Annotated in this window: 20 protein-coding genes; all 20 read left to right on the forward strand. The window is 60.3% G+C overall.

Features of this window, described 5'->3' with window-relative positions; all coding sequences use genetic code 11:
• Window positions 1-850, forward strand: an 850-nt coding sequence (locus P1S46_02920) for an FAD-dependent oxidoreductase (GenBank protein MDF1535438.1), incomplete at its 5' end; no start/stop codon positions are given.
• A 412-nt stretch (window positions 851-1,262) separates the two neighbouring features.
• Complete coding sequence (locus tag P1S46_02925; protein ID MDF1535439.1) at window positions 1,263-1,754, forward strand: YajQ family cyclic di-GMP-binding protein; 492 nt, start codon at window positions 1,263-1,265, stop codon at window positions 1,752-1,754.
• 17 nt (window positions 1,755-1,771) lie between these two features.
• Window positions 1,772-2,143: a hypothetical protein gene (locus tag P1S46_02930; GenBank protein MDF1535440.1), complete on the forward strand. Its 372-nt coding sequence runs from the start codon at window positions 1,772-1,774 to the stop codon at window positions 2,141-2,143.
• A 393-nt stretch (window positions 2,144-2,536) separates the two neighbouring features.
• Entirely contained in the window at window positions 2,537-3,085 is a 549-nt protein-coding gene (gene pyrR, locus P1S46_02935; protein ID MDF1535441.1) for a bifunctional pyr operon transcriptional regulator/uracil phosphoribosyltransferase PyrR, read from the forward strand.
• A 112-nt stretch (window positions 3,086-3,197) separates the two neighbouring features.
• A complete protein-coding gene (locus tag P1S46_02940) occupies window positions 3,198-4,136 on the forward strand; it encodes an aspartate carbamoyltransferase catalytic subunit (protein ID MDF1535442.1) in 939 nt (312 codons plus the stop codon).
• On the forward strand, window positions 4,117-5,418 hold the full coding sequence (locus P1S46_02945; protein MDF1535443.1) for a dihydroorotase: 1,302 nt from the start codon (window positions 4,117-4,119) through the stop codon (window positions 5,416-5,418). Before P1S46_02940 ends, P1S46_02945 begins: the two co-directional genes overlap by 20 nt.
• Window positions 5,419-5,801: 383 nt before the next feature.
• Window positions 5,802-6,971: a glutamine-hydrolyzing carbamoyl-phosphate synthase small subunit gene (gene carA, locus P1S46_02950; GenBank protein MDF1535444.1), complete on the forward strand. Its 1,170-nt coding sequence runs from the start codon at window positions 5,802-5,804 to the stop codon at window positions 6,969-6,971.
• A gap of 93 nt (window positions 6,972-7,064) precedes the next feature.
• Window positions 7,065-10,310, forward strand: coding sequence for a carbamoyl-phosphate synthase large subunit (gene carB, locus P1S46_02955; protein ID MDF1535445.1), 3,246 nt, complete (start codon window positions 7,065-7,067; stop codon window positions 10,308-10,310).
• Between the two features lie 281 nt (window positions 10,311-10,591).
• Complete coding sequence (locus P1S46_02960) at window positions 10,592-12,034, forward strand: transglutaminase-like domain-containing protein (protein MDF1535446.1); 1,443 nt, start codon at window positions 10,592-10,594, stop codon at window positions 12,032-12,034.
• A gap of 232 nt (window positions 12,035-12,266) precedes the next feature.
• Window positions 12,267-13,094, forward strand: coding sequence for a dihydroorotate dehydrogenase electron transfer subunit (locus P1S46_02965; GenBank protein ID MDF1535447.1), 828 nt, complete (start codon window positions 12,267-12,269; stop codon window positions 13,092-13,094).
• A gap of 129 nt (window positions 13,095-13,223) precedes the next feature.
• The gene (locus P1S46_02970) at window positions 13,224-14,150 is read left to right on the forward strand and encodes a dihydroorotate dehydrogenase (GenBank protein ID MDF1535448.1); all 927 of its coding nucleotides are present in this window, start codon (window positions 13,224-13,226) and stop codon (window positions 14,148-14,150) included.
• Between the two features lie 111 nt (window positions 14,151-14,261).
• On the forward strand, window positions 14,262-14,966 hold the full coding sequence (gene pyrF, locus P1S46_02975) for an orotidine-5'-phosphate decarboxylase (protein ID MDF1535449.1): 705 nt from the start codon (window positions 14,262-14,264) through the stop codon (window positions 14,964-14,966).
• A 55-nt stretch (window positions 14,967-15,021) separates the two neighbouring features.
• Window positions 15,022-15,402 (forward strand): response regulator, encoded by a 381-nt coding sequence (locus P1S46_02980; protein ID MDF1535450.1) that lies wholly within the window; start codon window positions 15,022-15,024, stop codon window positions 15,400-15,402.
• The gene (gene pyrE / locus P1S46_02985) at window positions 15,395-16,012 is read left to right on the forward strand and encodes an orotate phosphoribosyltransferase (protein ID MDF1535451.1); all 618 of its coding nucleotides are present in this window, start codon (window positions 15,395-15,397) and stop codon (window positions 16,010-16,012) included. The genes P1S46_02980 and pyrE overlap by 8 nt, the downstream gene beginning before the upstream one ends.
• Before the next feature lie 96 nt (window positions 16,013-16,108).
• Window positions 16,109-16,378 carry a MerR family transcriptional regulator gene (locus P1S46_02990; GenBank protein MDF1535452.1) on the forward strand — a complete coding sequence of 90 codons (270 nt, stop codon included), beginning with the start codon at window positions 16,109-16,111 and terminating at the stop codon, window positions 16,376-16,378.
• An 88-nt stretch (window positions 16,379-16,466) separates the two neighbouring features.
• Window positions 16,467-18,662: a GAF domain-containing protein gene (locus P1S46_02995; protein ID MDF1535453.1), complete on the forward strand. Its 2,196-nt coding sequence runs from the start codon at window positions 16,467-16,469 to the stop codon at window positions 18,660-18,662.
• Window positions 18,663-19,015: 353 nt separating this feature from the next.
• Window positions 19,016-20,653, forward strand: a complete 1,638-nt coding sequence (locus P1S46_03000) for a hypothetical protein (GenBank protein MDF1535454.1) — start codon at window positions 19,016-19,018, stop codon at window positions 20,651-20,653.
• A 55-nt stretch (window positions 20,654-20,708) separates the two neighbouring features.
• The gene (locus tag P1S46_03005; GenBank protein ID MDF1535455.1) at window positions 20,709-21,704 is read left to right on the forward strand and encodes a hypothetical protein; all 996 of its coding nucleotides are present in this window, start codon (window positions 20,709-20,711) and stop codon (window positions 21,702-21,704) included.
• A gap of 11 nt (window positions 21,705-21,715) precedes the next feature.
• On the forward strand, window positions 21,716-22,210 hold the full coding sequence (locus tag P1S46_03010; GenBank protein ID MDF1535456.1) for a hypothetical protein: 495 nt from the start codon (window positions 21,716-21,718) through the stop codon (window positions 22,208-22,210).
• 193 nt (window positions 22,211-22,403) lie between these two features.
• Window positions 22,404-23,399, forward strand: a complete 996-nt coding sequence (locus P1S46_03015) for a hypothetical protein (GenBank protein ID MDF1535457.1) — start codon at window positions 22,404-22,406, stop codon at window positions 23,397-23,399.
• Window positions 23,400-23,438: the final 39 nt, after the last annotated feature.

A 23,438-nucleotide genomic window follows, 5' to 3' on the forward strand; every position in this document is an offset into this window, starting at 1 on the left:
TCACATCGTCCTCGACAAACGTTTCGCCCCGCCGGACACCGGGCTGCTTATCCCCAAAACGGAGGACGGCAGGGTCCTGTTCGTCCTGCCGTGGGAAGGGCACGCCCTGGTGGGCACAACCGACGAACCCGCCGAGGTCGAGGCGCACCCGCGCCCATCGAAAGAAGATATCGCCTACCTGCTTCGCCACATCGGGCGCTACTTCGACCTTACCGTGGCAGAGTCTGACATTAAAGCCGCCTGGTCGGGCTTGAGACCTCTCATCTTCGATCCAAAAGCCACGGACACGGCCAGGCTGACGAGGGACCACCTCATCGACCAGAGCCCTTCAGGGCTCATCACCATCGCAGGGGGCAAATGGACCACTTACCGGAAAATGGCCCTGGACGTCGTTAACCTGGCCGTGCGCAAGTTCTCCCTGAAGCCCAAAACGGGATGCCGGACCGAAGGGATATACCTCATGGGAGGGGAAGGCTACGATCCCGCGGGAGATGCCAGTCTGGTCGTAGAGTACGGCCTGGACGCACGGGTTGCGACGCATCTTAACCGTGCCTACGGCGACCGGGCCGAGGCGGTTGCCCGCATCGCCGCCGACGGCTACGGAGCCTTCCTGGCAAAGGGCCACCCATACGTGGAGGCTGAAGTATTGTACGGTGTCCGGCACGAGTGCGCCGAGCACGCCATGGACGTGCTTGCCCACCGCACCGCCCTCGCCCAGCTGGACACCGCGGCCGCCGGGGAAGCTTCCGGGCGGGTCATCGATCTTATGGGCGGGGAGATGAAATGGGATGAAGACCGGGTCAGGAAAGAGCGGCATATGGTCACCGAACGGCTTTCCTCCTCTTTATAGGGGGCAATTCGGTGAGATCCCGCGGGGTTGCGTTCCTCCTGCGCGCAAGGCTGCATCCTTCGCTTCCACTTTCGCTGAAGCTGTCGTGGACATGAAAGCCGCGATTGATAAGAAGATTTGGCGGACAGGTATCCGGGACCCGATGTTTCTCGCTTGCATTTTCCCCCCATCACGGTAATAAGAATCAGAATTCACCGAATTCTGATTATCAAGGTTTATGTTTGCTTTGGATTCTGAGAATAGTTATCCTTGTTTTCGCGAACCCCTGCGCCTCTGTCTGCCCTGGCGGACATGAGTGATTCTAAAGGGTGTTTTCTGACAGCTAACAGCTGGTTTTTCCAAGCGCAGCTTGACAGATAGAAAAGTATGGACATATGGACGCTAGTCCATACTTTTCTATAAGGAGTTGAAATTGCCATCCTTCGACATCGTGAACAAGATCGACATGCAGGAAGTGGATAACGCGGTGAACAACGCCAAGAAGGAGATCGCCACCCGGTACGACCTGCGCCAGTCACGCTCCGAACTGGAGCTGGACCGCAAGGAAGGGGCGCTCAAGGTACTCGCCGCCGACGAGATGAAGCTCAAGGCTATCCAGGAGATTGTCATCACCCACCTGGTGCGGCGCAAGATCGAGCCCAAGGGGCTCACCTTCTCCGAACCGGAGGGGACCAGCCAGGGGCACCTGAAGTGCCAGGGAACCTTCGCCCAGGGGATCGACAAGGACACGGCCCGTACCATCGTCAAGATGGTCAAGGACAGCAAGCTCAAGGTTCAGGCGGCCATCCAGGACGACCAGGTGCGTGTCACGGGCAAGAAGATCGACGACCTCCAGACGGTCATCGCCGATCTCAAGGAAAAGGACCTGGGAATTCCGTTGCAGTTCGTAAATTTGAAAAATTAAATCGGAGATTTAATTTTATGAACCTTAAAAAAATCCTGGTGGCCGCAGCCGTGATCTACGCCGTCGTCTCCCTGTGGAGGATCGGGACTCCCTACATCAAGAACGCCATGTTCTCAAACGATATCGACACCATCGCCCGGACCCTGAGCGTCGACGGGACCGTCGAGAAGGCCCGCCTCCAGGTCCTCGAATCGGCGCGCCTCAACGAGATACCCGTAACGGAGGGAAAATTCACCATCGTCAAGGACGAGCAGACCCGCCAGGTCCTCATCGAGGTGAAGTACACCGTCCAGGTAAAAACTCCCTTCGAACTTTACACCCACACCTGGAACTTCAGCCCGAGGGCCGAAAAGGGCCTGCAGAAGCTGCCGAGTGTGCCAAATCGATAGCTCCTCCGGTAGCCGCCTTTCAGGCGGCCCGAAGTTTTAATAACCGCTTTGAGCGGTTCACAGTTCAAGCCCCTGACTTTGCCGGGGGTATGTGACTGACTGGTGACTGGCAATAACGCGGCATGCGCCTGCCAATCACAAATCACAAATCACAAATCACCAATCACCAATCACTCCGGGCTGTCATCTTCCCACCCTGCCAACCTCAGGAAATTATTGCTAAATCCGGTTGTTCTTGACAACTCAGCCCATTCAAGAGATAAAGGCGGTCGAACCACCCTTTAATCTAATTCCGTGAGATTAGAAAGGGGCCGTGATGGACCGGAATACCCATTTTATCCACAAGAACCTCTCCGCGTGCGCGGGGGGGTTTTTTTTGTGCGGAGGGCGGCCATGAAGGGCAGACGAAGAACCCAGATCCTCGACAGCGTAGAGATCGACCGGGCGATCAAGAGGATCGCTTTCGAGATCCTTGAAAAGAACAAGGGGCCCAGGGGACTGGTGCTGGTTGGGATCCCCACGCCGGGGCCTGCCGTCGCCAGGAGGATTCAGAAACATATCTTCAACGTGGAGGGGGTCAAGATCCCTTCCGGGAGCCTGGACATCACCTTTTACCGGGACGACATCGATGACAAGCCCAAACCACTGCCAAAATCCACGGACATGCCAGTGGATATTTCAGGCAAAACGGTGGTCCTGGTGGACGACGTCCTGTACACGGGCCGGACGATCCGGGCGGCCATGGATGCCCTCATGGACCACGGGCGTCCCGCCCGGGTCCAGCTGGCTGCCCTGGTGGACCGGGGGCACCGTGAACTCCCCATAAGGGCGGATTTTGTCGGCAGGAACATCCCCACCGGCAAGCACGAGGATGTCCAGGTCCTCCTCACGGAGGGTGGAGCCGAAATGGACGAGGTGATTATCGTGGAAGGGGAACTATGATGAGTCCAAAGTCCAATGTCCAATGTCCAAAGAGGAACAAATTACCAATTGCCACGTATTCCCTTTGGTCTTTGGGCTTTGGTCTTTGGTTTGACACCAAGGGGGTTTTTCGATGATCGGCAATTCCAGACATTTACTTGGTCTCAATGGGCTCTCTGCGGAGGACATCACCCGGGTCCTCGACACGGCTGTCGGCATGAAGGAGGTCTCCAGGAGGAAGATCAAGAAGGTCCCCACCCTCAGGGGAAAGACGGTGGTGAACCTCTTCTTCGAGGCGAGCACCCGCACGAGGACCTCCTTCGAGATCGCGGCCAAGAGGCTTTCGGCTGACGGGGTCAACTTCACCTCCTCCGCCAGCAGCACCGTCAAGGGCGAGACCCTCATCGACACGGCGAAGAACATCGAGTCCATGGCTCCCGATGTAGTCGTCATCAGGCACAAGTCCAGCGGGGCGCCGGAGATGCTGTCGACCCGTCTCGGCTGTTCGGTGGTCAACGCGGGGGACGGCACGCATCAGCATCCGAGCCAGGGGCTGCTGGATCTTTTCACAGTGCGGGATAAAAAAGGCGGCCTGGCCGGCCTGAAGGTGGTCATCGCCGGGGACATCACCCACAGCCGGGTGGCCCGGTCCGATATCTACGGGTTCACGACCATGGGAGCCGAGGTCCACGTGACAGGCCCCCCCACGATGATCCCCCCGGGCATCGAGCACATGGGGGCAAAGGTGGCCCCCTCCTTCGACGCGGCCATCGATGGCGCCGACGTCATCATCATGTTGAGGATCCAGCTGGAGCGCAAGAGCGGCCCCCTGATCCCAACACTGCGGGAGTACGCAAGGTTCTTCGGGCTGAACCGGCAGCGGCTGGAAAGGGCCAACGACGGCGTCATCGTCATGCACCCCGGGCCGATCAACAGGGGTGTCGAGATCTCATCGGAGATCGCTGACGGGCCCGACAGCGTCATTCTCAACCAGGTGGAAAACGGGGTCGCGGTGAGGATGGCGATCCTTTATCTTTTATGCGGAGGGGCGGATGAAATGGCTGATCAGTAACGGACGGATCGTGGATCCCGCCAGCGGGCGGGACGAGGTCGTGGACCTTCTCCTCGACGGAGGTGTCGTCGCCGGTATCGGGAAGGGGCTCGAAGCGCCCAGGGGATGTGAAAAAATGGATGCGGCAGGGTTCCTCGTGATGCCCGGTTTCATCGACATGCACTGTCACCTGAGGGAACCCGGTTTCGAGTACAAGGAAACGGTGGCCAGCGGGTGCGCGGCTGCCGTCAAGGGGGGCATCACCTCGGTGATGTGCATGGCCAATACCAACCCTGTCAACGACTGCGCGTCGGTGACCTCCTACATCCTGGAAAAGGCCCGCCTGGCCGGCCTCGCCCGGGTCTACCCGGTGGGTTCGGTCACCAAGGGAATGGCGGGTGAGTCCCTTTCGGAGATGGGGGAACTCGCCGACTGCGGTTGTGTCGCCGTTTCCGACGACGGGCGGCCCGTTCCGAACGGTGAGATCATGAGGCGGGCCATCCAGTACGCGGCAGCCTTCGGGTTGTTCGTCATCGACCATGCCGAGGATCTCAACCTGGCCGGCGACGGTGTCATGCACGAGGGTTACGTCTCCACCATGCTGGGCCTGGAGGGGATCCCCGCGGCGGCCGCCGTCTCGGAGATGGCGCGGAACATCGCCATCATCAGGGAGTTCGGGGGGAGGATCCACATTGCCCACGTCAGTTCACGGGGAGCCGTGGACCTCATCCGGCACGCCAGGGCGGAGGGGCTCAAGGTCTCGGCAGAGACCTGCCCCCACTACTTCACCCTAACCCACGAGGCGGTGATCGGGTACGACACCAGCGCCAAGGTGAAACCGCCCATCAGGACGGTCGATGACAGGGAAGCGGTCATCGAGGGACTTGTGGACGGGACCATCGAGGTCATCGCCACCGACCACGCCCCGCACCACAGGGACGAAAAGGACGTGGAGTTCGACCACGCGGCTTTCGGCATCTCGGGGTTCGAGACCGCCCTGGCCCTGACTCTCAGCCTGGTGGAGTCGGGCAGGATCGGCCTTATGGACGCCGTCGCCAGGTGGACGGTCAACCCCGCGAGGGTCGCGGGGCTCCCGGGGGGAACCCTCGCCGACAGAGCCCCCGCCGACGTCGTCATCGTGGACCAGTCGGCGAAGTGGACCGTCGAACCCGGGTCGTTTTTGTCCAGGGGAAAGAACACCCCCCTGGCGGGGATGGAACTGACGGGCCAGGTGGTAAGTACCTTTGTTGGGGGGAGGAAGGTATACGACAGGGAAGAAGGAATAATCGTTAAAACGGAATAGGGAACAGGGAAGGAGCTGTATGGTGATCGCCGCTAACGTGCCTCAGGTTCCAGGTTTTTCACCGCTTGCAGCCCTTCTCTGAGCTCTCTGTGACCTGGTTTATTGTAGTCAAGCTTTTTATTTATAGCACCTTGCCCGCCTCTGGTGATTCGAGGGTCTCAACGGAGCCCTTACCTTGCTTCATGCGGGCTAAGGTGCAAACGGGGCGCTAGCTTGCTCTGTGCGAAAATCGACAACGTCGCCTTAATGTCACAAGACTGTAGTCACCCCGCTCACACGCTTGAGATTTTCTGTTATGCCGCTTAGTGGTGAACGCCCTTCCGGGCCTTGACGTGACGCCACTTGGGTGCGCATTTCCCGGATGAACCATAAAAGGAATTCCAATGCTCTCACTTTCACAGATCTTGAAAGACAACAAGCCCCGGGCCGTTCTGGCCCTGGCCGACGGGACCATATACCGGGGCTGGGGTTTCGGGGCTGGCGGTGTCACGGTGGGGGAGGTCGTTTTCAACACCTGCATGACCGGATACCAGGAGATCCTCACGGACCCTTCCTACCATCGCCAGATCGTGGTCATGACGCCGGTTCAGATCGGCAACACGGGGGTCAATTACGAAGACGAGGAGTCAGCGAAACCCTGTGTGGCCGGGTTCGTGGTCCGGGAAAACTCCCCCCTTACCAGCAACTGGCGGGCCGTGGACGAGATGGGGGCGTATCTTGCGCACCACTCCATCACCGGTATCGAGGGGATCGACACGAGGGCACTGACAAGGCATATCCGGGACCAGGGCGCCCAGGCGGGCGCCATCGGGGTGGGGGAGGAACACAGCGTGGAAGGGCTCGTTCAGATGGCCCGTTCCTGGGGGTCCATGGCCGGGAAGGACCTTGTCGGGCAGGTGACGCCGGATGCCGAATACAGCTGGGAGGAGGGGCCGTACCACCCCCTCACCGGGTTCGGTTCGGCGGCAAAGAGGTTCCACGTCGTGGCGGTGGATTACGGGATCAAGCGCAACATCCTGCGGGAACTGGCCGGTGTGGGATGCCGGGTCACAGTGGTCCCGGCATCCACGACGGCGGAAAGGATCCGTGAGCTGGGCCCGGACGGTGTGTTCCTGTCCAACGGCCCCGGCGATCCCGAACCGGTCACCTACGCCGTCGAGACGGTCAAAAAGCTCCTCGGGCACGTCCCCATCTTCGGGATCTGCCTTGGGCACCAGATACTGGGCCTCGCCCTCGGCGGGCGGACCTACAAGCTGAAGTTCGGGCACCACGGGGGGAATCACCCCGTCAAGGACCTGTCAACGGGGAAGGTGGAGATCACCTCCCAGAACCACGGCTTCGCGGTGGACCCGGAGTCCCTCCATGCGGCGGGCCGGAGTGTCGAGGTCACCCATGTCAACCTCAACGACCGGACCGTGGAGGGGATCCGCCACCTTGAGATACCGGCCTTCTCGGTGCAGTACCACCCCGAGGCGGCCCCCGGGCCCCATGATAGTCATTACCTCTTCCATCGGTTTGTTAAATCGATGGAAGAGTTTGGGGCTAGGGGCTAGGTACTATGGGCTAAGTCAAGCTGTGAATTGCGCAGACTCTTGACATAGTTCATAGCACACAGCACATAGCACAGCGAAATCGGAGATTTTCAATTGCCAAAGCGCACTGACATCAAGAAGATCCTCATCATAGGTTCCGGGCCCATCGTGATCGGGCAGGGGTGTGAATTCGACTACTCCGGCACCCAGGCGTGCAAGGTCCTCAGGGAAGAGGGGTACGAAATCGTCCTGGTCAACAGCAACCCGGCCACCATCATGACCGATCCCGAAATCGCCGACCGCACCTACATCGAGCCCCTGCTTCCGGAGTTCGTGGAAAAGATCATCGCAAAGGAAAGGCCCGACGCCGTCCTGCCCACCCTGGGCGGTCAGACTGCGCTGAACCTGGCGGTGGCCCTGGACGAAAGGGGCGTTTTCAAAAAGTTCGGTGTGGAGATGATCGGGGCTGACCGCGCTGCCATCGAGAAGGCCGAGGACCGGGAAAAGTTCAAGGCAGCCATGAAGAAGATCGGCCAGGACCTTCCCAAGAGCGGTGACGCCAGGACAATGGCTGATGCCCTGAAGGTCCTTGAGGAGGTGGGGCTCCCTGCCATCATAAGGCCTTCCTTCACCCTCGGGGGCACCGGCGGGAACGTGGCCTACAACATGGACGAGTTCAACCGGTACGTCCAGTGGGGCATCGACCTGTCTCCCACGGGTGAGATCCTCGTGGAGGAGAGCATCCTGGGATGGAAGGAATTCGAGCTGGAGGTAATGAGGGACCGCCTGGACAATGTGGTCATCGTCTGCCCCATCGAGAACTTCGACCCCATGGGGATCCATACGGGAGATTCCATCACGGTCGCTCCCGCCATGACACTGACGGATCGCGAATACCAGATGATAAGGGACGCCTCCCTGGACATCATCAGGGAGATCGGCGTGGACACGGGCGGGTGCAACATCCAGTTCGGTGTCCACCCGGAAAACGGGCGCATGGTTGTCATCGAGATGAACCCCAGGGTATCCCGCTCCAGCGCCCTGGCCTCCAAGGCGACGGGGTTCCCCATCGCCAAGATCGCGGCCAGGCTTGCCGTTGGCTACACCCTGGACGAGATCACCAACGACATCACCCGCCTTACCCCCGCCTGCTTCGAGCCCACCATCGACTACGTCGTGGTCAAGTTCCCCCGCTTCACCTTCGAGAAGTTCCCCAAGGCCGATCAGGTGCTGACCACCCAGATGAAATCGGTGGGAGAGGCCATGGCCATCGGTCGGACCTTCACGGAGGCCCTTTTAAAGGCGGTCTCCTCCCTCGAGATCTCCTCGGCGGGCCTCGAGGAGCGGGCCGACGCGTCGGACGACCAGGTCCTGGAACAGGTGCGCGTCCCCAACTGGGAACGACTGTGGTACCTGGCCGAGGCGTTCAGGAGGGAGATGCCCTTCGGGAAGATCCGGAAAATATCCTCCTTTGACCCGTGGTTCCTGGAGCAGGTCTCCCAGCTTGCGCGGGCCGAGGAGTGGTTCGCCGGCAAGGGCCTTCAGGACGTCACCGAAGAGGACCTCATGGCCGCCAAGCAGGCCGGCTTTTCCGACATCCGTCTGGGTCAGCTCACCGGGACGGACGAGCACGAGGTCAGGAAAAGGAGGGCTGCGGACGGGATCCGGGCGGTGTTCAAGAAGGTGGACACCTGCGGCGCCGAGTTCGCGGCCCACACGCCCTACCTGTACTCCACCTACGAGACGGAGGACGAATCGGCTCCCGGCGACCGGAAAAAGATCATCATCCTCGGGGGAGGGCCCAACCGCATCGGGCAGGGGATCGAGTTCGATTACTGCTGCGTCCACGGCGTCTTCGCACTGCAGGACGAGGGGTACGAGACGATCATGGTCAACTGCAACCCCGAGACGGTGAGCACCGATTACGACACTGCGGACCGGCTCTACTTCGAACCTCTCACACTGGAGCACGTACTTAATGTCGTCCATACTGAAAAGCCCGACGGCGTCGTGGTCCAGTTCGGAGGGCAGACGCCGCTGAAGCTGGCCCTGGACCTGGAGGCGGCCGGGGTCCCGATCATCGGGACATCACCCGATATGATCGACCTGGCCGAGGACCGGGAACGGTTCCAGAAGCTCCTCCACCATCTCGGCCTCAAGCAGCCCCCTAACGGTATCGCCACCTCAGTCGAGGAGGCCATGGCAGCGGCCTTCGGGATCGGGTACCCCGTGGTGGTGCGTCCTTCCTACGTCCTGGGGGGGCGGGCCATGGAGATCGTCCACGACGAGCGGAGTCTCGAGCGGTACATGACCGAGGCGGTGACGGCGTCGCCGGAGCACCCGATCCTCGTGGACAAGTTCGTGGAAGACGCCATCGAAGTGGATGTGGACGCCATCTCCGACGGCGAGATGGTGGTCGTGGGCGGGGTCATGGAGCACATCGAGGAGGCCGGGGTCCACTCGGGGGATTCGGCCTGCAGCCTGCCGCCCGTTTCCCTGGACCGGGATGTCGTGGAAGAGATCATCCGCCAGACCAGGCTCCTGGGCAGGGCTCTCGAGGTCAAGGGACTCATGAACGTCCAGTACGCGGTGCGCGACGGGGAAGTGCTGATCCTGGAGGTCAACCCGAGGGCCTCGCGCACGGTGCCCTTTGTGAGCAAGGCTATCGGTGTGCCCCTGGCGGGGCTGGCGGCCAGGGTCATGGTGGGCAGGACCCTCGGGGAACTGGGCTTTACCCGGGAGATCGTCCCGGAGCACGTTTCGGTCAAGGAGGCGGTGTTCCCCTTCATCAAGTTCCCCGGCGTGGATGCCCTCCTGGGGCCCGAGATGCGATCCACAGGCGAGGTCATGGGGATCGATGCCGATTTCCCCATCGCCTACGCGAAAGCCCAGCTGTCTGCCGGAATGCGGCTTCCCAGGGAGGGGACCGCCCTCATCTCCGTCAAGGACCACGACAAGGAGGCGCTGGTCCCGGTTGCGGCCAAACTGCGCGAAATGGGCTTTACCATCCTTGCCACAGGCGGCACCCATGACCATCTCCAGGCCGGCGGGATCCCATGCGAGTTCGTCAAGAAGGTCCGGGAGGGACGTCCCCACGTGGTGGACGCCATCATCAACGGTGAGGTAAAACTGGTCATCAACACGGTGGAGGGTGTCCAGGCCATTGCCGATTCCTATACGATCCGAAGGTCCGCCATCGACCGCCAGGTGGCCTATTTCACCACGGTTCCGGGGGCCAGGGCGGCTGTCCTCGGGATCGAGGCGCTCAAGAGGGAAAACTGGGATGTCAAGGCGATCCAGGATTTCCACCGCCAGGATGCGGGAAGAGCCGACACGGAGACGAGGAGACTGAGCGACTGAGCGAAAAACACATTTGTCATTGCGAGTCACGCCGAGGGCGCGACGAAGCAATCCCGGGATCACTTCACTCGGGTGGCGGTTCGCGATGACAGAAATAGTTCAAAGGCAGTTTCTCACAGAGTGCACAGAGGCCACAGAGAAAGGCGAATTCGGGGTAAACTTGATTATATGGTTCTCTGATTTTCTCCGTGTTCTCCGTGAGCTCTGTGAGAGGCCGCTCTACGGGATGTTGAGCCGATCGGCCGGACAGAATAATTAAATATGTATTCATCATGAAAAATGTGAGTGATAAATTTGTGGCCGCACGGTTGGTGCTTTGCGTTCTTTTGACGCTAACTGTCGGATGCCGTGGAAAACAGGCCGCCTTCGATCCGGCTTCCCGTTTCACCGACCCTGGTCCCGAACGGGTCCGGGAACTGGGGGTTTACTCCGGCGATAAACGGGTCGGAGACCTGACCTTCGCGGCAAGGGACGGCAAGTGGGATCAGACCGTCCCCGCCCGGGAGCTGTCCGAGGCGGTGACCCTTCGCCTGTCGTTCCGTGGGGACCGTTTCGAGATGGCCTCCGTGGGCCGATCGTGGGTGGACGGGGAACTGGGACTTTTAGGCAGCGTGGCTCAGATCGACTTCGGCGCGGGCGGCTGGGAGACCCGTGCCATCAGGACCGGTCCCGGCACCTTCCAGCGGGAGCAGATAACGGGAGGTTCCAGAAGCCGGGAGAAGGTCACCATACCGGAAAAGGCAGTCCTGACCGACGTGCTTCCCCTTTTCCTGAACCGAAACCCGGGTGAGGTGGGAAAAGAACGGTCCATGGGTGTGCACAACCTGACCCTGGGCCAGGATCTTCCGTTCACCTCCGTGTACCACGGCCAGACACCCATGGGGCGTTCCTTTACGGTGAGGTACTGGGGGATGGAGGAAAGGCTCTGGCTGGACGATGACGGGATGGTCACCAGGGAGGAGATGGCCCTGGGCGTGGTGGCGAGGGAGCCCGGCGATGGAGAAGTTGAAGGCGCCCTGCCCCTGGAACAGATCCTTTCCCAGACAGCGGTCCCGGGCACCGGCATCCCCGATGACCTCGGGGCGCGTTCAAAGGCCGAGATCACCCTCGAAGGTTCCTTCCGTAAGTTTCCCGATACGAGATGGCAGACCGTGAAGATGGGTGACGGCAGCGCCACCGTTACCCTCGAATCGCCCCGGGTTCCGCCTCCCGGCGCCAGGGTGAGCCAACAGGGTGAATCCCCGGCCGACACTTTCGGCCTTGACCTCGATTCCTCCCGTATCAGGGAGTTGGCTGCCGAGGTGACCAAGGGCGTCCAGGATCCGTGGGAAAAGGCGCTCGCCGTCGGGAGGTGGGTCTACGGCAACCTGGGCAAATCGATGCGCGAATGTTTTTCAGCTCTCACGGTGCTCGAAGCCGGGGAGGGGGAGTGCCAGTCCCACAGCCTGCTCACCGTAGCCCTGTGCCGCGCTTCCGGGGTGCCTGCGCGCTTCGCCTACGGCGTGGTTTACCTGCCCGACAGGGATGCCTTCCTCTTCCACACCTGGGTGGAAGTCCACGTCGGTGAATGGATCCCCATCGATCCAACCCTGGGCAATTTCCCCGCGGGCGTCGATCACCTGACCCTCGCCGTGGGCGGGTACCGGGACCAGCTCAGGCTCTTCCCGTTCATAATGGGAAAAGGGGGCTGGCGGATATCCATGCCGGAGGCCAGGGACGATTAACGGGTTTGCGATCGTCATTCCCGCGATAGCGGGAATCCAGGAGAAAAGCTCTAACGCTGTAACAGATTTACCAGAACTGGAAACTAGAACTAGATATTATTTGTTCTTACACTGTGAAACCCTGCGTACCCTGTGGTGGATCAGCTTTTTGGATCTTGGATTTTAGATTGTTTTGAAATTTGAGATTTGAGATCTGAGATATGAGATTGTATTTCACCGGAGGTGAAAACCCATGTGCACCCCTGACGGCATCAAACCTGCCCTGACCGCAGCGGTGGTCTCCCAGCATGAACTGGTGGGTACCGGCCTGTGGAGGATGGCCCTTTCAGTCCCCACATGGTCCGGAAAGGAGCCCGAACCGGGGCAGTTCATCATGCTCAGGGTCTCTGAAGGGTTCGAACCCCTCCTGGCGAGGCCCTTCGGAGTGGCCGGTTTCGAGAGGAACGGCGAATCTGCCGTCATCGAGATCATTTACCGTGTCGTCGGAAGGGGGACAGGGCTCATGGCCCGGTGGGTTCCTGGGCGGGAAGCCAGTTTCCTGGGCCCCCTGGGCAGGGGGTTTACCCTGCCCCCGGAGGGAAGCCGGACCATCCTTGTCGCCGGCGGGGTCGGTCTGCCGCCCCTGCTGGCCATGGCACGCCGCCTGTCCGCACTGGGCAGGGCCCGGGAGGTGACACTCCTTTACGGAGAATCGAGCCGGGACCGGCTCCTTCATCTGGAGTTGCGGACTTTCCCGGGAGTCGGGACCTTCACCTGCACCGAGGACGGTTCCTGCGGGACCGCGGGGCTGGTAACGGACCTCCTGGCGCCGAGGCTCGATGAGAAGGGGACCCACCTGTTCGTCTGCGGCCCCAGCCCCATGATAAAGGCCGTCCGAGGGATGGTCGCGGGCAGGGGCCTGGCGGCCCAGTACTCCCTGGAGGCGAGGATGGCCTGCGGTTTCGGCGTCTGTTCCGGGTGCGCGGTGATGATCGCCGGCAGGGGGTACGTCAGGGTGTGCCGCGAAGGCCCGGTGTTCGACGGGGATGAACTGACGGAAGAGTCGTTCGGGGACATCTGAAGGAGGAATGATGAAGGATGAAGAAAAAAGGGTAAAGCATTTACCAGCCTCGAAAAGAAATGATTTTGGCTGTCGTTGGGAGTTCCTTCCTCCTCCCTCCTTTCTCCTTCCCTATTCCGGAGAGGCCCAATGAAGGATATCGATCTCAGCGTTGATCTTGGCCGCGGTCTGGTGCTCCCCAATCCCGTCATGACCGCCTCCGGTACCTTCGGGTACGGTGAAGAGGCTTCGGAGTATTTCGACATCGCCGAACTGGGCGCGGTGGTGGTCAAGGGGATCTCCGCCGAACCGAGGCAGGGCAACCCGCCCCCGAGGGTCGTGGAGACCCCTTCGGGCATGCTCAACTCCATCGGCCTGCAGAACGTGGGCATGGAGGCGTTCATCGCGGAGAAGATGCCCTTTTTGAGGAAGCGCGGCGCACGGGTCATCGTCAACGTCCTGGGGAGCACCGTTGAAGAGTACATCAAGGTGTGCGAGACCTTGAGCGGGGTTGAAGGAATCTCGGCCCTGGAGATCAACATCTCCTGCCCCAACGTCAAGGAGGGGGGCGTACAGTTCGGGATGAAGCAGGCCCTGGCGGCGGGGCTGGTCAAGGCCCTCAGGCCGGTCACGGAGCTTCACCTCATGGTAAAACTTTCTCCCAACTGCGGCGACATCGCCGGGGTGGCCTGCGCGGTTCAGGGAGCGGGGGCCGACTCGGTATCCCTCATCAACACCATCACCGGGATGGAGATCGACATCGCCACCAGAAAACCGTTCCTCGGCGGTTTGGTTGGCGGGCTTTCCGGTCCGGCCGTCACGCCCGTGGCGCTGAGGATGGTCCACGAGGCGTTCAAGGCCGTGAAGATCCCCGTCGTCGGTATCGGGGGCATCTCCGACAGTGCCACCGCCCTGAAGTTTCTCATCGCGGGGGCGAGAGCCGTCCAGGTAGGGACGGCCACATTTGTCGATCCTCTCGCGCCGGTCAGGATACTCGAAGGGGTGCGGAAATACTGCATGGAGGAAGGTGTCGGGGTCCTGGAACTGTCCGGTTCACTCGTGACGGACACCGGATGAGACCCACATTAGGTTGATTTTCATACCTAATCCTGTTAATCAGGTTTATTGCGGATGACAGCTCCTAGAGGCTTTTTGCGAGGTTGCTGGAATCGGATCCAGGAGTGGTAATTGAACACGGGTCTCATGGTGGCACTGGACATGGACGACGGTGATGAGGCCGTGGAACTGTCCGACGACATCGGACATGAGGTTGCCGCCCTGAAAGTGGGTTCCCAGCTTTTCACCCGCCATGGTCCACGGATCGTGGAAAGGATCATCGGATCGGGAGGCAAGGTCTTCCTGGATCTGAAGTACCACGATATTCCGAACACCGTCGCCGGCGCCGTCCGGGGGGCATCGGCATTGGGAGTCAGCTGGCTTACCGTTCACGCTTCCGGGGGGCGGGACATGATCCGGGCCGCCAGGGAAGCCGCCGGCGACGCCAGGATCCTGGCAGTCACGGTCCTGACAAGTCTTGACCGGGACGCTGTGAAGGAGATAGGCTGGAACGGTGATATCAGGGAGCGGGTCCTGAGCCTTGCGGTTATGGCCCGGGAGGCGGGGGCAGACGGGGTCGTCTGTTCGCCTCTCGAAGTCAGCGCCGTGAGGGCTGTGGTGGATGACCATTGCGCTCTTGTTATACCGGGGATCAGGCCTGCCGGAACCGCCGCCGATGACCAGTCCAGGATCGCCACCCCGGAAAAAGCCGTTGCCGACGGGGCCGATTACCTTGTTGTCGGCAGGCCTATCGTCAAGGCAGCCGACAGGAAAGAGGCTGTGCGGATGATCCTCGATGAGATGGAACGGGGATCGGCCGCCAGGGGAACGGGCTGAGATCAAATTCCCGGCCAGGAAAACCGGGTTTTACGTCCACAGGAGGGACTTAGAAATGGCCAAGAGAATTCTCATCGTTGAGGATAATATTGTCATCCTCACCATGCAAAAGCAGATCTTCGAGATGGAGGGGTACGATATCGTCACCGCCCAGGAAGGGATGGACGCTCTCAAGAAGGTCCACGAGGAGAGTCCCGATGTCGTTCTCCTCGACGTCAACATCCCGGGAATGAACGGGTTCGAGCTCTGCCGGCAGATCAAGGAGGATCCAAATTTAAGGAGGATCATCGTCGTCATGATCTCCGCCGTCTACTATTCGGATGAGGACGCCAAAAAGGGCATGGCCATGGGTGCCGATGCCTACTTCACCAAACCCTACGAGAACGAGGTTCTCCAGAGCAAGATCAAGGAACTCATCGAAAGCAGGGATGGATAACAACGGCCTCCTCGAAATCTTCAGGGAGAACGGGGGTCTCCTCAAGGGGCACTTCGGCCTGACCTCCGGGCGTCACAGCGACACCTACCTTCAATGCGCCCAGGTCCTCCAGCACCCCGAACTTGCCAGGAGGATAGGCAGGGAACTTGCCCTCCGCGCCGCCGAGCTTTTTGGTGAAAAAGGGGAGGGGGGCGTCAACCTTGTTGTCTCCCCGGCTGTGGGAGGGATCGTCATCGGTCACGAAGTGGCCGCCGCCCTTGGGGTAAGGGCCATCTTCAGCGAACGCGTAGGAGGGGAGATGACCTTCCGGCGCGGATTCGCCGTCCAGCCCGGCGACCGGGTCCTTGCCGTGGAGGACGTGGTCACCACCGGAGGGTCGATCCGGGAAACAGCCGAACTGGCCTCTGCCTCAGGAGGAGAAGTGCTGGCGACGGCCTCCATCGTACACCGTTACACAGAAGAACCGGTGGCACCCACCGGCCTGCCGCACCTTTCCCTGCTCCAGGTACACGCCCTTGCCTACGATCCGGAAGGTTGTCCCCAATGTCTTGAAGGGATTCCTGTAGAAAAACCGGGGAGTAGGCACCTCTCACCTAAACAGGCACTTTAAAGATCCCTCGAAAAACCCTTGACATACAAGGAGTATTTCCTTAACTTGAAGTGTAAGCGCTGAGTAACACTTTACACTTTCAGGTGAGGGATGGGTATGTCGAAGCTTGTCAAGCGTAAGGATATCTGCCGCATGCTGGGGATCTCCCCTTCCAAGGTGAACTTCTACACCACCCAGGGACTGTTCCCCCTCGAAGGGAGGACCCAGGGCGGTTACGGTCTCTACGACTCCGACAAGATCCGTGGGCGTTTCGCCCGGATCTCGGAGCTCAAAAGTGAGAGGCTCACCATTGCCGAGATCCTGGAACGGATCCTGGAGGAGGAAAGGGAAAGAGGGCAGTTCCTCGAACTGCAGTTCAATGATTGATGGACTTATTACGAGTCCATCAACGCGCCCTGGGTGGGGCGCCCGAATCAATAACTGATCTTTTCCGGCATCCTATGACGGGGAACCAGTGACCAAGACCGATACCAGACTCAGGCTTCTGGTCCGAAGAAGTCCAGGGCTACCGGAGCAGCAGCTCGGGAAGTTCCTTCCCGGCCGCCTGTTTCAGGTGGACGTGGCAGATTGCGCCGATGAACTGGAGCTTATGCTCCGCGGCACCGAACCGGACGTCGTCCTTCTCGATCTGTCGACGCCGACCCTGGACAACCGCAAATCCTTCGACGTGGTCAGGTTACTTGCCCAGCCACCCCCGATCCTTGTTTTCGGACCCAGGGAAAACCTGTCCCTGCTCTCCAATTTCATCAAGCACGGTGCCCACACCATGTTCTTTATCGAGGACGATCCGGATGTCATTACCCATGCCATCCGGCAGGCCGCCGACCTTTCCCGCCTTCGCAGGGAAAACCGGCGTCTCCGGACGGCCCTGGATCAGAAGAACCGTACCGTTGGGATCCTGGAGCATCTCGGTGAAGCCATGTCCACGGTCTTCGACGTCCGGCGGATCCTCAACCTCACCTTGAAGGTCGTTCGCCGCGCCCTGGATTGCGAGGCATGCGGCCTGTATCTGCTTGATGGTGACAGCCCGGATCTGGTGGACGTGAGAGACCTGGGGTTCACGGACGGGCACCCCCAGATGAAACTGTGGAACGGCGGGGGCGCCAACAGGTCCGACATCCTTCGGGCAGCTGCCCAGGCGTGCCACGACAGGGGCCAGTCCATCAAGCTGGACACCAGCGCCGACGTGGCGGCCATCATTCCGGGTTCGAACGAGAGCCAGGACGGCGGGGAGATCACGTGCCTGCTGGCCGCTCCCCTCAAGGTCGGGAAGCTGAAACTGGGAACCCTGGTGGCGGTCAACAGGCTCGACGGAGCCGGTTTCACTCAACGGGACGAGGATATCATCGTGGCGGTGGGCCGGCAGACCGCCCTCGCCCTGGCAGGGATGCAATCCGCCGAAAGGGAGACCAGTTTCCGGGAGGAACTCTCGGCCCAGGTGCAGGTGGCCACCGGAAAGCTCAAGGAGCGGAACCTGGAACTGACCAGGAGGCTGCGCGAGAAGGAGGAAGCCAACAGGAAGATCCGGGAAATGGCCGAGGAGATCGCCGACAAGAACAGCTCCCTCGAGGACATGGTCAAGCAGTTTGCCGTTATCCACGAGGTCAGCCAGGTCATCGGTTCGGAACTCCAGGACGAAAAGCTCATCCGCAAGATCATCGTGGAAACGGCAGCCCTTCTCAAGGCCGAGACCGTATCGGTCATGCTTAAAAACGGCGACGGTTGCCTCAGGATAAAGCACGCGGAAGGTCTCGACACCGATATCATCAAGGCGACGAGAGTGAGGCCGGGGGAGGGGATCTCGGGATGGGTGGCCGAGGAAGGCAAGCCTATCCTCGTCAGGGACGTATCCAGCATACGGAAGGATGCCCCTGACAAGACCCTTTACCACAGCGATTCGCTCCTGTGCGTCCCTCTCAAGATCAAGGGCCAGGTGTCGGGTGTCCTGAACGTCACCAACCGCAAGGGCGGCGGCTCTTTCGACGAGAGGGACCTTTTCCTCCTGACGATCCTCGGCAACCATGCCGCTATCGCCATCGAGAACGCGAAGCTTTACACCGCCATCCGGGAGAGCTATTTCAAGACCATCAAGGCCCTCGTCAACGCCGTGGAGGCCAAGGACAGCTGGACCAAGGACCATTCGGAGAACGTGACCAACTACAGCCTGAAGATCGCCGATTACCTGGGCCTCTCCGACCAGCAGAAAGACATCATCCGTTACGCGGGCGTGCTCCACGACATCGGGAAGATCGTCATCTCAAGCACCATCACCGACAAGCCCGGAAAGCTGACCGGCGACGAGTGGGAGCGGATCAAGGAACACCCCCTTATCGGACAGCGCATCCTCGACCCCATCGACTACCTGGAACCGGTCAAGATCTGCATCCAGACCCATCACGAGCGGTGTGACGGTTCCGGGTACCCATTTGGCCTGCGGGCTCACGAGATCCCCCTTGAGACGCGCATCCTTTCGGTGGCGGACGCCTACGATGCCATGATCCATTCTCGTCCCTACCGTTCGGCCCTCACCGTAAAGGACGCGGTGGACGAACTGAAAAGATCGGCCGGGTCCCAGTTCGACCAGGCAGTGGTGGGGAGCCTGGTCCGGATCATCGAGGCGGAAGACAGGGAAGAGTCAATTAGGCACTGATTTACCCGTGCTTTTTTATTGAAGGACAAGCGTCAGGAGGTACCTGCTCGATCTTGAAATTAATGTCATATATATTGATAATGGCAAATATGTAAAATCTGTGCACCTATTTTGAAATAATTTCAGATTTTGTTCGTATCAACCTTTGAAAGGGAGGCCTATCGGAGGAATTGCCCTTTTATTTTGGTTACTTGCGGTTTCCTGTGAAGTGGGGGTTGCTGGAACTGAATTTGCATATTTTATCAATTAGTTAGCTGGCTTCCTTGCCCCGGCAGGTTTCGTTGTGCCCTGTCAAGACAGGATATCATGGGGAAGGAGAGTGAGACTTTATCATTTTGTTCCGGGAGGGTCATTTGGGAAACGCGGTTGAAAAGGAGCGCAAGGGGACTATTGGAGAACGGTTCGTCTCACCTTTGATCCTGCATGTCGGCGCACTTTTCCTTGTCATCGGATCTTTGCTCCTGCTGCCCTGTAAAGCCCTGGCCGTGTGCGCCTGCGGAGACGGCGACGGACAGCCCACCCTTTACGAACCCATCACGATCGACGGCAGTGTGGCCGACTGGAACACGACGATCGCCGATGAGGACAACAACGTGTGCGATGGCCCTGCGGGAGGTCTGACCGATCTGGACGCCCCCGTTCCATCCATCGGACGGGATATCGTCCAGTTCTCCTACACCTACGACAACACGTGGCTGTACCTCTACACAGAAAGGCTTGGTGGCGATAGTTCCGCCAACACCCAGACGTTCCTCTTCTACGCCGACACCAACGACGACGGTTACATGAGCAGCACCGAGACGGTCATCGTGGCCGAGTGGAAGGGGAACAACAGGCTGGTGAGCATTTACCTCGCCCAATACAACCCGGTGGATGCCGTCAACGGTGACTCCACAGTGGACTCGGCCGGGTTCGGCGACGGCTATGCCCTGCCCGGGAACCTCAAGAACATCTCGAGCGCCATATCGACTTACTCCGGACACTACGGGACGGCCGATGGCTTCGCCATGGAGTTCGCCATTAACTGGTTTGCTCTCGATCCCAGTTTCACCGGACCTGTCGGGCACACGATCCACGTTTCCAGCACCAACGTCAACAAGAGCGCCAACGGCCTGGGCGCCCAGATCAACGACAACCTGGGCGGGTGCGGCGGCGGCGGCGGATCCACCCAGTTCGCCGACCTGGATTTTTCGCCAGCGTATACCCTGTCCGGGTACTGGGGAGACACCGTGTGGGGCCTTCACCACTTGGTGAACCTGGGCAACGGAGACGACGCCTTCGCCTTCGCCTACACCATCCTCCCCACGACCTGGTCGCCAGCGGTGACCCTTTACCTGGACGACGGCGACAGTATTTACGACACGGGCGATAGCCTCATCGCCGGTACGGTGGCCCTTGCCAGCGGCAGTTCCGTGGACATTTTCACCGTGTACACTATTCCGAGCTTTTCTTCGGGCATCGCCACCGTGGTGACCACCGCTACCTCGCAGTACAACACCGCCGTGGCCGATTCGGTGAGCGATACGGTGAACGCACCTTACCCCAACATTTCCAGCATGAAGTATATTTCGGCCGTTGCCGACAGCACCGCCGCCACACCCGGGGGCGCCGACAAGGCTCTTCCCGGGTCCGTGGTGACCTACACCATCACGACGACCAACAGCGGCAACGCGCCCCCCAACAGCGATTCCCTGGCGATCCGGGACTCGATCCCTGCTGTCGTAACCATGTACGTCGGCACGGGGGCGGCTTCGCCGGTCACCTTCGACGCGGGGACCACTTTGCTCTCATACTCTTATGTAAGCTTTGCCAGCACGGGCGACGACATCGCCTTTACCAGCGGGAGTTCCGCCTCCCCGGCCTACACCTATACACCGGTCCCCGACGCGCAAGGGTACGACAGCGCGGTGACCGGGTTCAGGATAGAACCCCAGGGGGATTTCGACGGATCGACAAGCTTCGATCTCACCTATCAGGTGATGATCCCATAGGAGTAAACGTCCGTAGGGAGAAATATCTCACCATGGACGGAAGGAGGGGCGGGACATGCAAAGATTAGCAATGGGAACAGCCCTGGCCGCGGCCATACTGCTGGGGGCAGCTGCCCCGGTATCCGCCCTGGGCACCGATGCCGGTACGGTGATCGAAAACCGCGCCATGGCGACCTACGACATCGGACCGGCCACGAACCTCACGGCATACAGCTCCACGGCATCCACTACCGTGGACGAGATCATCGATGTCGCTGTGGGCAGCGCCGGATCCGGGACGACCTTCATCTTTACGATTCCGGCGGCAAACCAGCCTTTGCTCTTCACCGTGACCAACAACGGCAACGGTACCGAGCCGTTTGTCCTTACTATCGTGGAGAGCGGCAGCGACGATTTCGACACAGATCCGCCCGCAGGAGCTCCCGCCACGCCGGGAGTGGAGATCTACATTGATGATGGCGACGCCATTTTCACCTCGGCGGATGCCGCCTACGGTACCAGCCTTACCCTTGTCGAAGACGAAATCGTCAACGTGTGGGTCATCCAGGATATCCCCGCCGCTGCCGGTTCGCCAGGCGATATCGCTGCCATCACCCTGGAGGCTGCCCACCGGCACGCACCGTTCAGTACCGTTCCGGGGACCTCCTACACCGGAGAAGGGGATGGCGGAGGGTTAACCGATGCCGTTCTAGGGGTCAACGGTGGAACACGCAGCGTGACCAAAGTCTACGAACTCACCCTCACGGTCCTGAACATGGTCAAGTCCTACGCCGTCGCCAACACCCTGGGGACAACGGATCCCATACCGGGAGCCACCGTCACCTACACCATCGAGTTCGGGGTCACCGGGGCAGGAGGTATCGACAACCTTGTGATCACAGACCCCATCCCGACCAACACAACCTTCGTGCCGGCTTCCATAACAGCGGGGCCTATAACGGCCGATTCGGAGGCCCTCATCGGTTCCACCGTCACGGTCTTCTATGCCAGCACCACCATAAGTGCTGTGGCAGGGACCCAGACCATCACCTTCGATGTGACCATCGATTAGGAGGTGAGAGCATGAAACTTGTTAACCGTTTTCTTGTCATTTTCTTCCTGCTGACCATCATTGGTCCGACAGCACAGGCCCGGGAAGAGGGTGGTGTGACGCTGACTTCAACGATCCTCCGCCAGGTGGAGTTGGAGAACGAAAAGGGAGAGAAGGAGATCGACCTCGTACCCGTGGACAAGGCTCTCCCGGGGGAGGAACTGATCATCCGGATCACTTACACGAACTCCGGTTCCGACCCGGTCGAGAACATCGTGATCGTCAACCCCGTTCCCGATCAGACGTCCTACCTGGTCGGGTCCGCCAGCGGTGATTTCACCCTGGTGACCTTCTCCATCGACGGTGGCGGCGGCTTCGACCTGCCGGAAAATCTCACTGTCGAGGACGAGGAAGGCAGCCGGAAACCGGCGCCCCCGGAAATATACACGCACATCCGGTTCAGGCGGATCCAGGCCCTGCAGCCAGGGCAGACGGACAACGTCTCGTTCCGGGCCGTTCTGAAATAAAAACGGGGAAAGAACGGGCTTTCGCGGATCTGGAGCCCGATAACAGGATCAAAAAGAAGAAAAAGAATGGGAGGTGGTATTCGATTGGATCTGAAAAACGGCCTGATTTGGCGGGCACCAGGCGGAAGGAAGCTGCAAGTTCTGAGCAGTCTGGTGCCATTAAAGCGCATTCCAATGCGAGATGGAGAATATAATGAAAACTCGAAAGAAGTTAATACTTACGGCACTGACGGTGGCCCTCGCGGCGGCTGTGGTCCCGGGCTCCGCTCTGGCCGGCGGGACCTGGGCGGGAACCGTGGTGGACAACACGGCTCTGCTGAGCTGGGATATCGGGTCCGTCGCGTACACCACGAGCGATACAGCGACCTTCGTGGTTGACGAACTGATCAACGTACAGGTCACCAACAACGTCCTGGGTACGAACCTTTCGGTGTGGCCAGGAGACACCTTCCGGCCCCTGGCCTTCGACGTTCAGAACGCGGGTAACGGCACCATCGACTTTTATGTCGAGGCGCTGGGTGACGGAGCCTTGTTCGTCACCAACGTCAATATCTGGGCCGACTCCAACGGCAACGGTACCCTGGACACCCTGGTCGACGTGAACCTCGGTGCAGGGCCCATTACCGAATCGTCGGTGACGATGGATACGGTCTACACCTTCTTCATCGTGGCAGACGTTGGCGCCTCGCCCGTTACGACAAACACCCCGGATACCTACGACCTGCGGGTGATGGCCTACCGGGCGGAAGCAGCCATTACCGCCGACAACGGCGCCGCCTTCAACGCGACAACCATCGAACAGGTCATGGCCGACACCGGCGGAACTGCCACCGGTTTCGCCGATTACGATGGCGCCGATTCAGCCCGGGCTGTTTACAACCTCGTGTGGGCAAACCTCAGCCTGACCAAGTCGTTCACGGTCATCGACACCGATCCGATGAACAGCGGACAGCACGCCATCCCGGGAGCCACGTTACGTTACACACTTCACGTGCTCAACTCCGGAACCGGCGCGGCAACCGCCCTGTCCATCGCCGACGCAACCCCGGCAGGCACCACCTTCGGGGCTGTCCAGTCTGCCTCTGCCGGGACCGTGGATAACATCGATCCCATCATGTGGAGCATCAACTCCCTTGGCGGCGGTTCTTCGGCCGATCTGGTCTTCGACGTGACCATCACGGGCCCCTAGGAACGGACAGCGACGTTCATGGGTCTTCGATGGCGGTTT

The organism is bacterium, assembly GCA_029210545.1.
Lineage (GTDB): Bacteria > BMS3Abin14 > BMS3Abin14 > BMS3Abin14 > BMS3Abin14 > JARGFV01.

Excerpts from the sequence above, each read along its gene's own strand:
- P1S46_03010 (MDF1535456.1), top strand. The coding sequence starts at position 21,716 with ATGAAACTTGTTAACCGTTTTCTTGTCATTTTCTTCCTGCTGACCATC.
- P1S46_02945 (MDF1535443.1), top strand. The coding sequence starts at position 4,117 with ATGAAATGGCTGATCAGTAACGGACGGATCGTGGATCCCGCCAGCGGG.
- P1S46_02930 (MDF1535440.1), top strand. The coding sequence starts at position 1,772 with ATGAACCTTAAAAAAATCCTGGTGGCCGCAGCCGTGATCTACGCCGTC.
- pyrR (MDF1535441.1), top strand. The coding sequence starts at position 2,537 with ATGAAGGGCAGACGAAGAACCCAGATCCTCGACAGCGTAGAGATCGAC.
- P1S46_03005 (MDF1535455.1), top strand. The coding sequence starts at position 20,709 with ATGCAAAGATTAGCAATGGGAACAGCCCTGGCCGCGGCCATACTGCTG.
- P1S46_02980 (MDF1535450.1), top strand. The coding sequence starts at position 15,022 with ATGGCCAAGAGAATTCTCATCGTTGAGGATAATATTGTCATCCTCACC.
- P1S46_02940 (MDF1535442.1), top strand. The coding sequence starts at position 3,198 with ATGATCGGCAATTCCAGACATTTACTTGGTCTCAATGGGCTCTCTGCG.
- P1S46_02990 (MDF1535452.1), top strand. The coding sequence starts at position 16,109 with ATGTCGAAGCTTGTCAAGCGTAAGGATATCTGCCGCATGCTGGGGATC.
- P1S46_02965 (MDF1535447.1), top strand. The coding sequence starts at position 12,267 with ATGTGCACCCCTGACGGCATCAAACCTGCCCTGACCGCAGCGGTGGTC.
- P1S46_02970 (MDF1535448.1), top strand. The coding sequence starts at position 13,224 with ATGAAGGATATCGATCTCAGCGTTGATCTTGGCCGCGGTCTGGTGCTC.
- carA (MDF1535444.1), top strand. The coding sequence starts at position 5,802 with ATGCTCTCACTTTCACAGATCTTGAAAGACAACAAGCCCCGGGCCGTT.
- pyrE (MDF1535451.1), top strand. The coding sequence starts at position 15,395 with ATGGATAACAACGGCCTCCTCGAAATCTTCAGGGAGAACGGGGGTCTC.
- P1S46_03015 (MDF1535457.1), top strand. The coding sequence starts at position 22,404 with ATGAAAACTCGAAAGAAGTTAATACTTACGGCACTGACGGTGGCCCTC.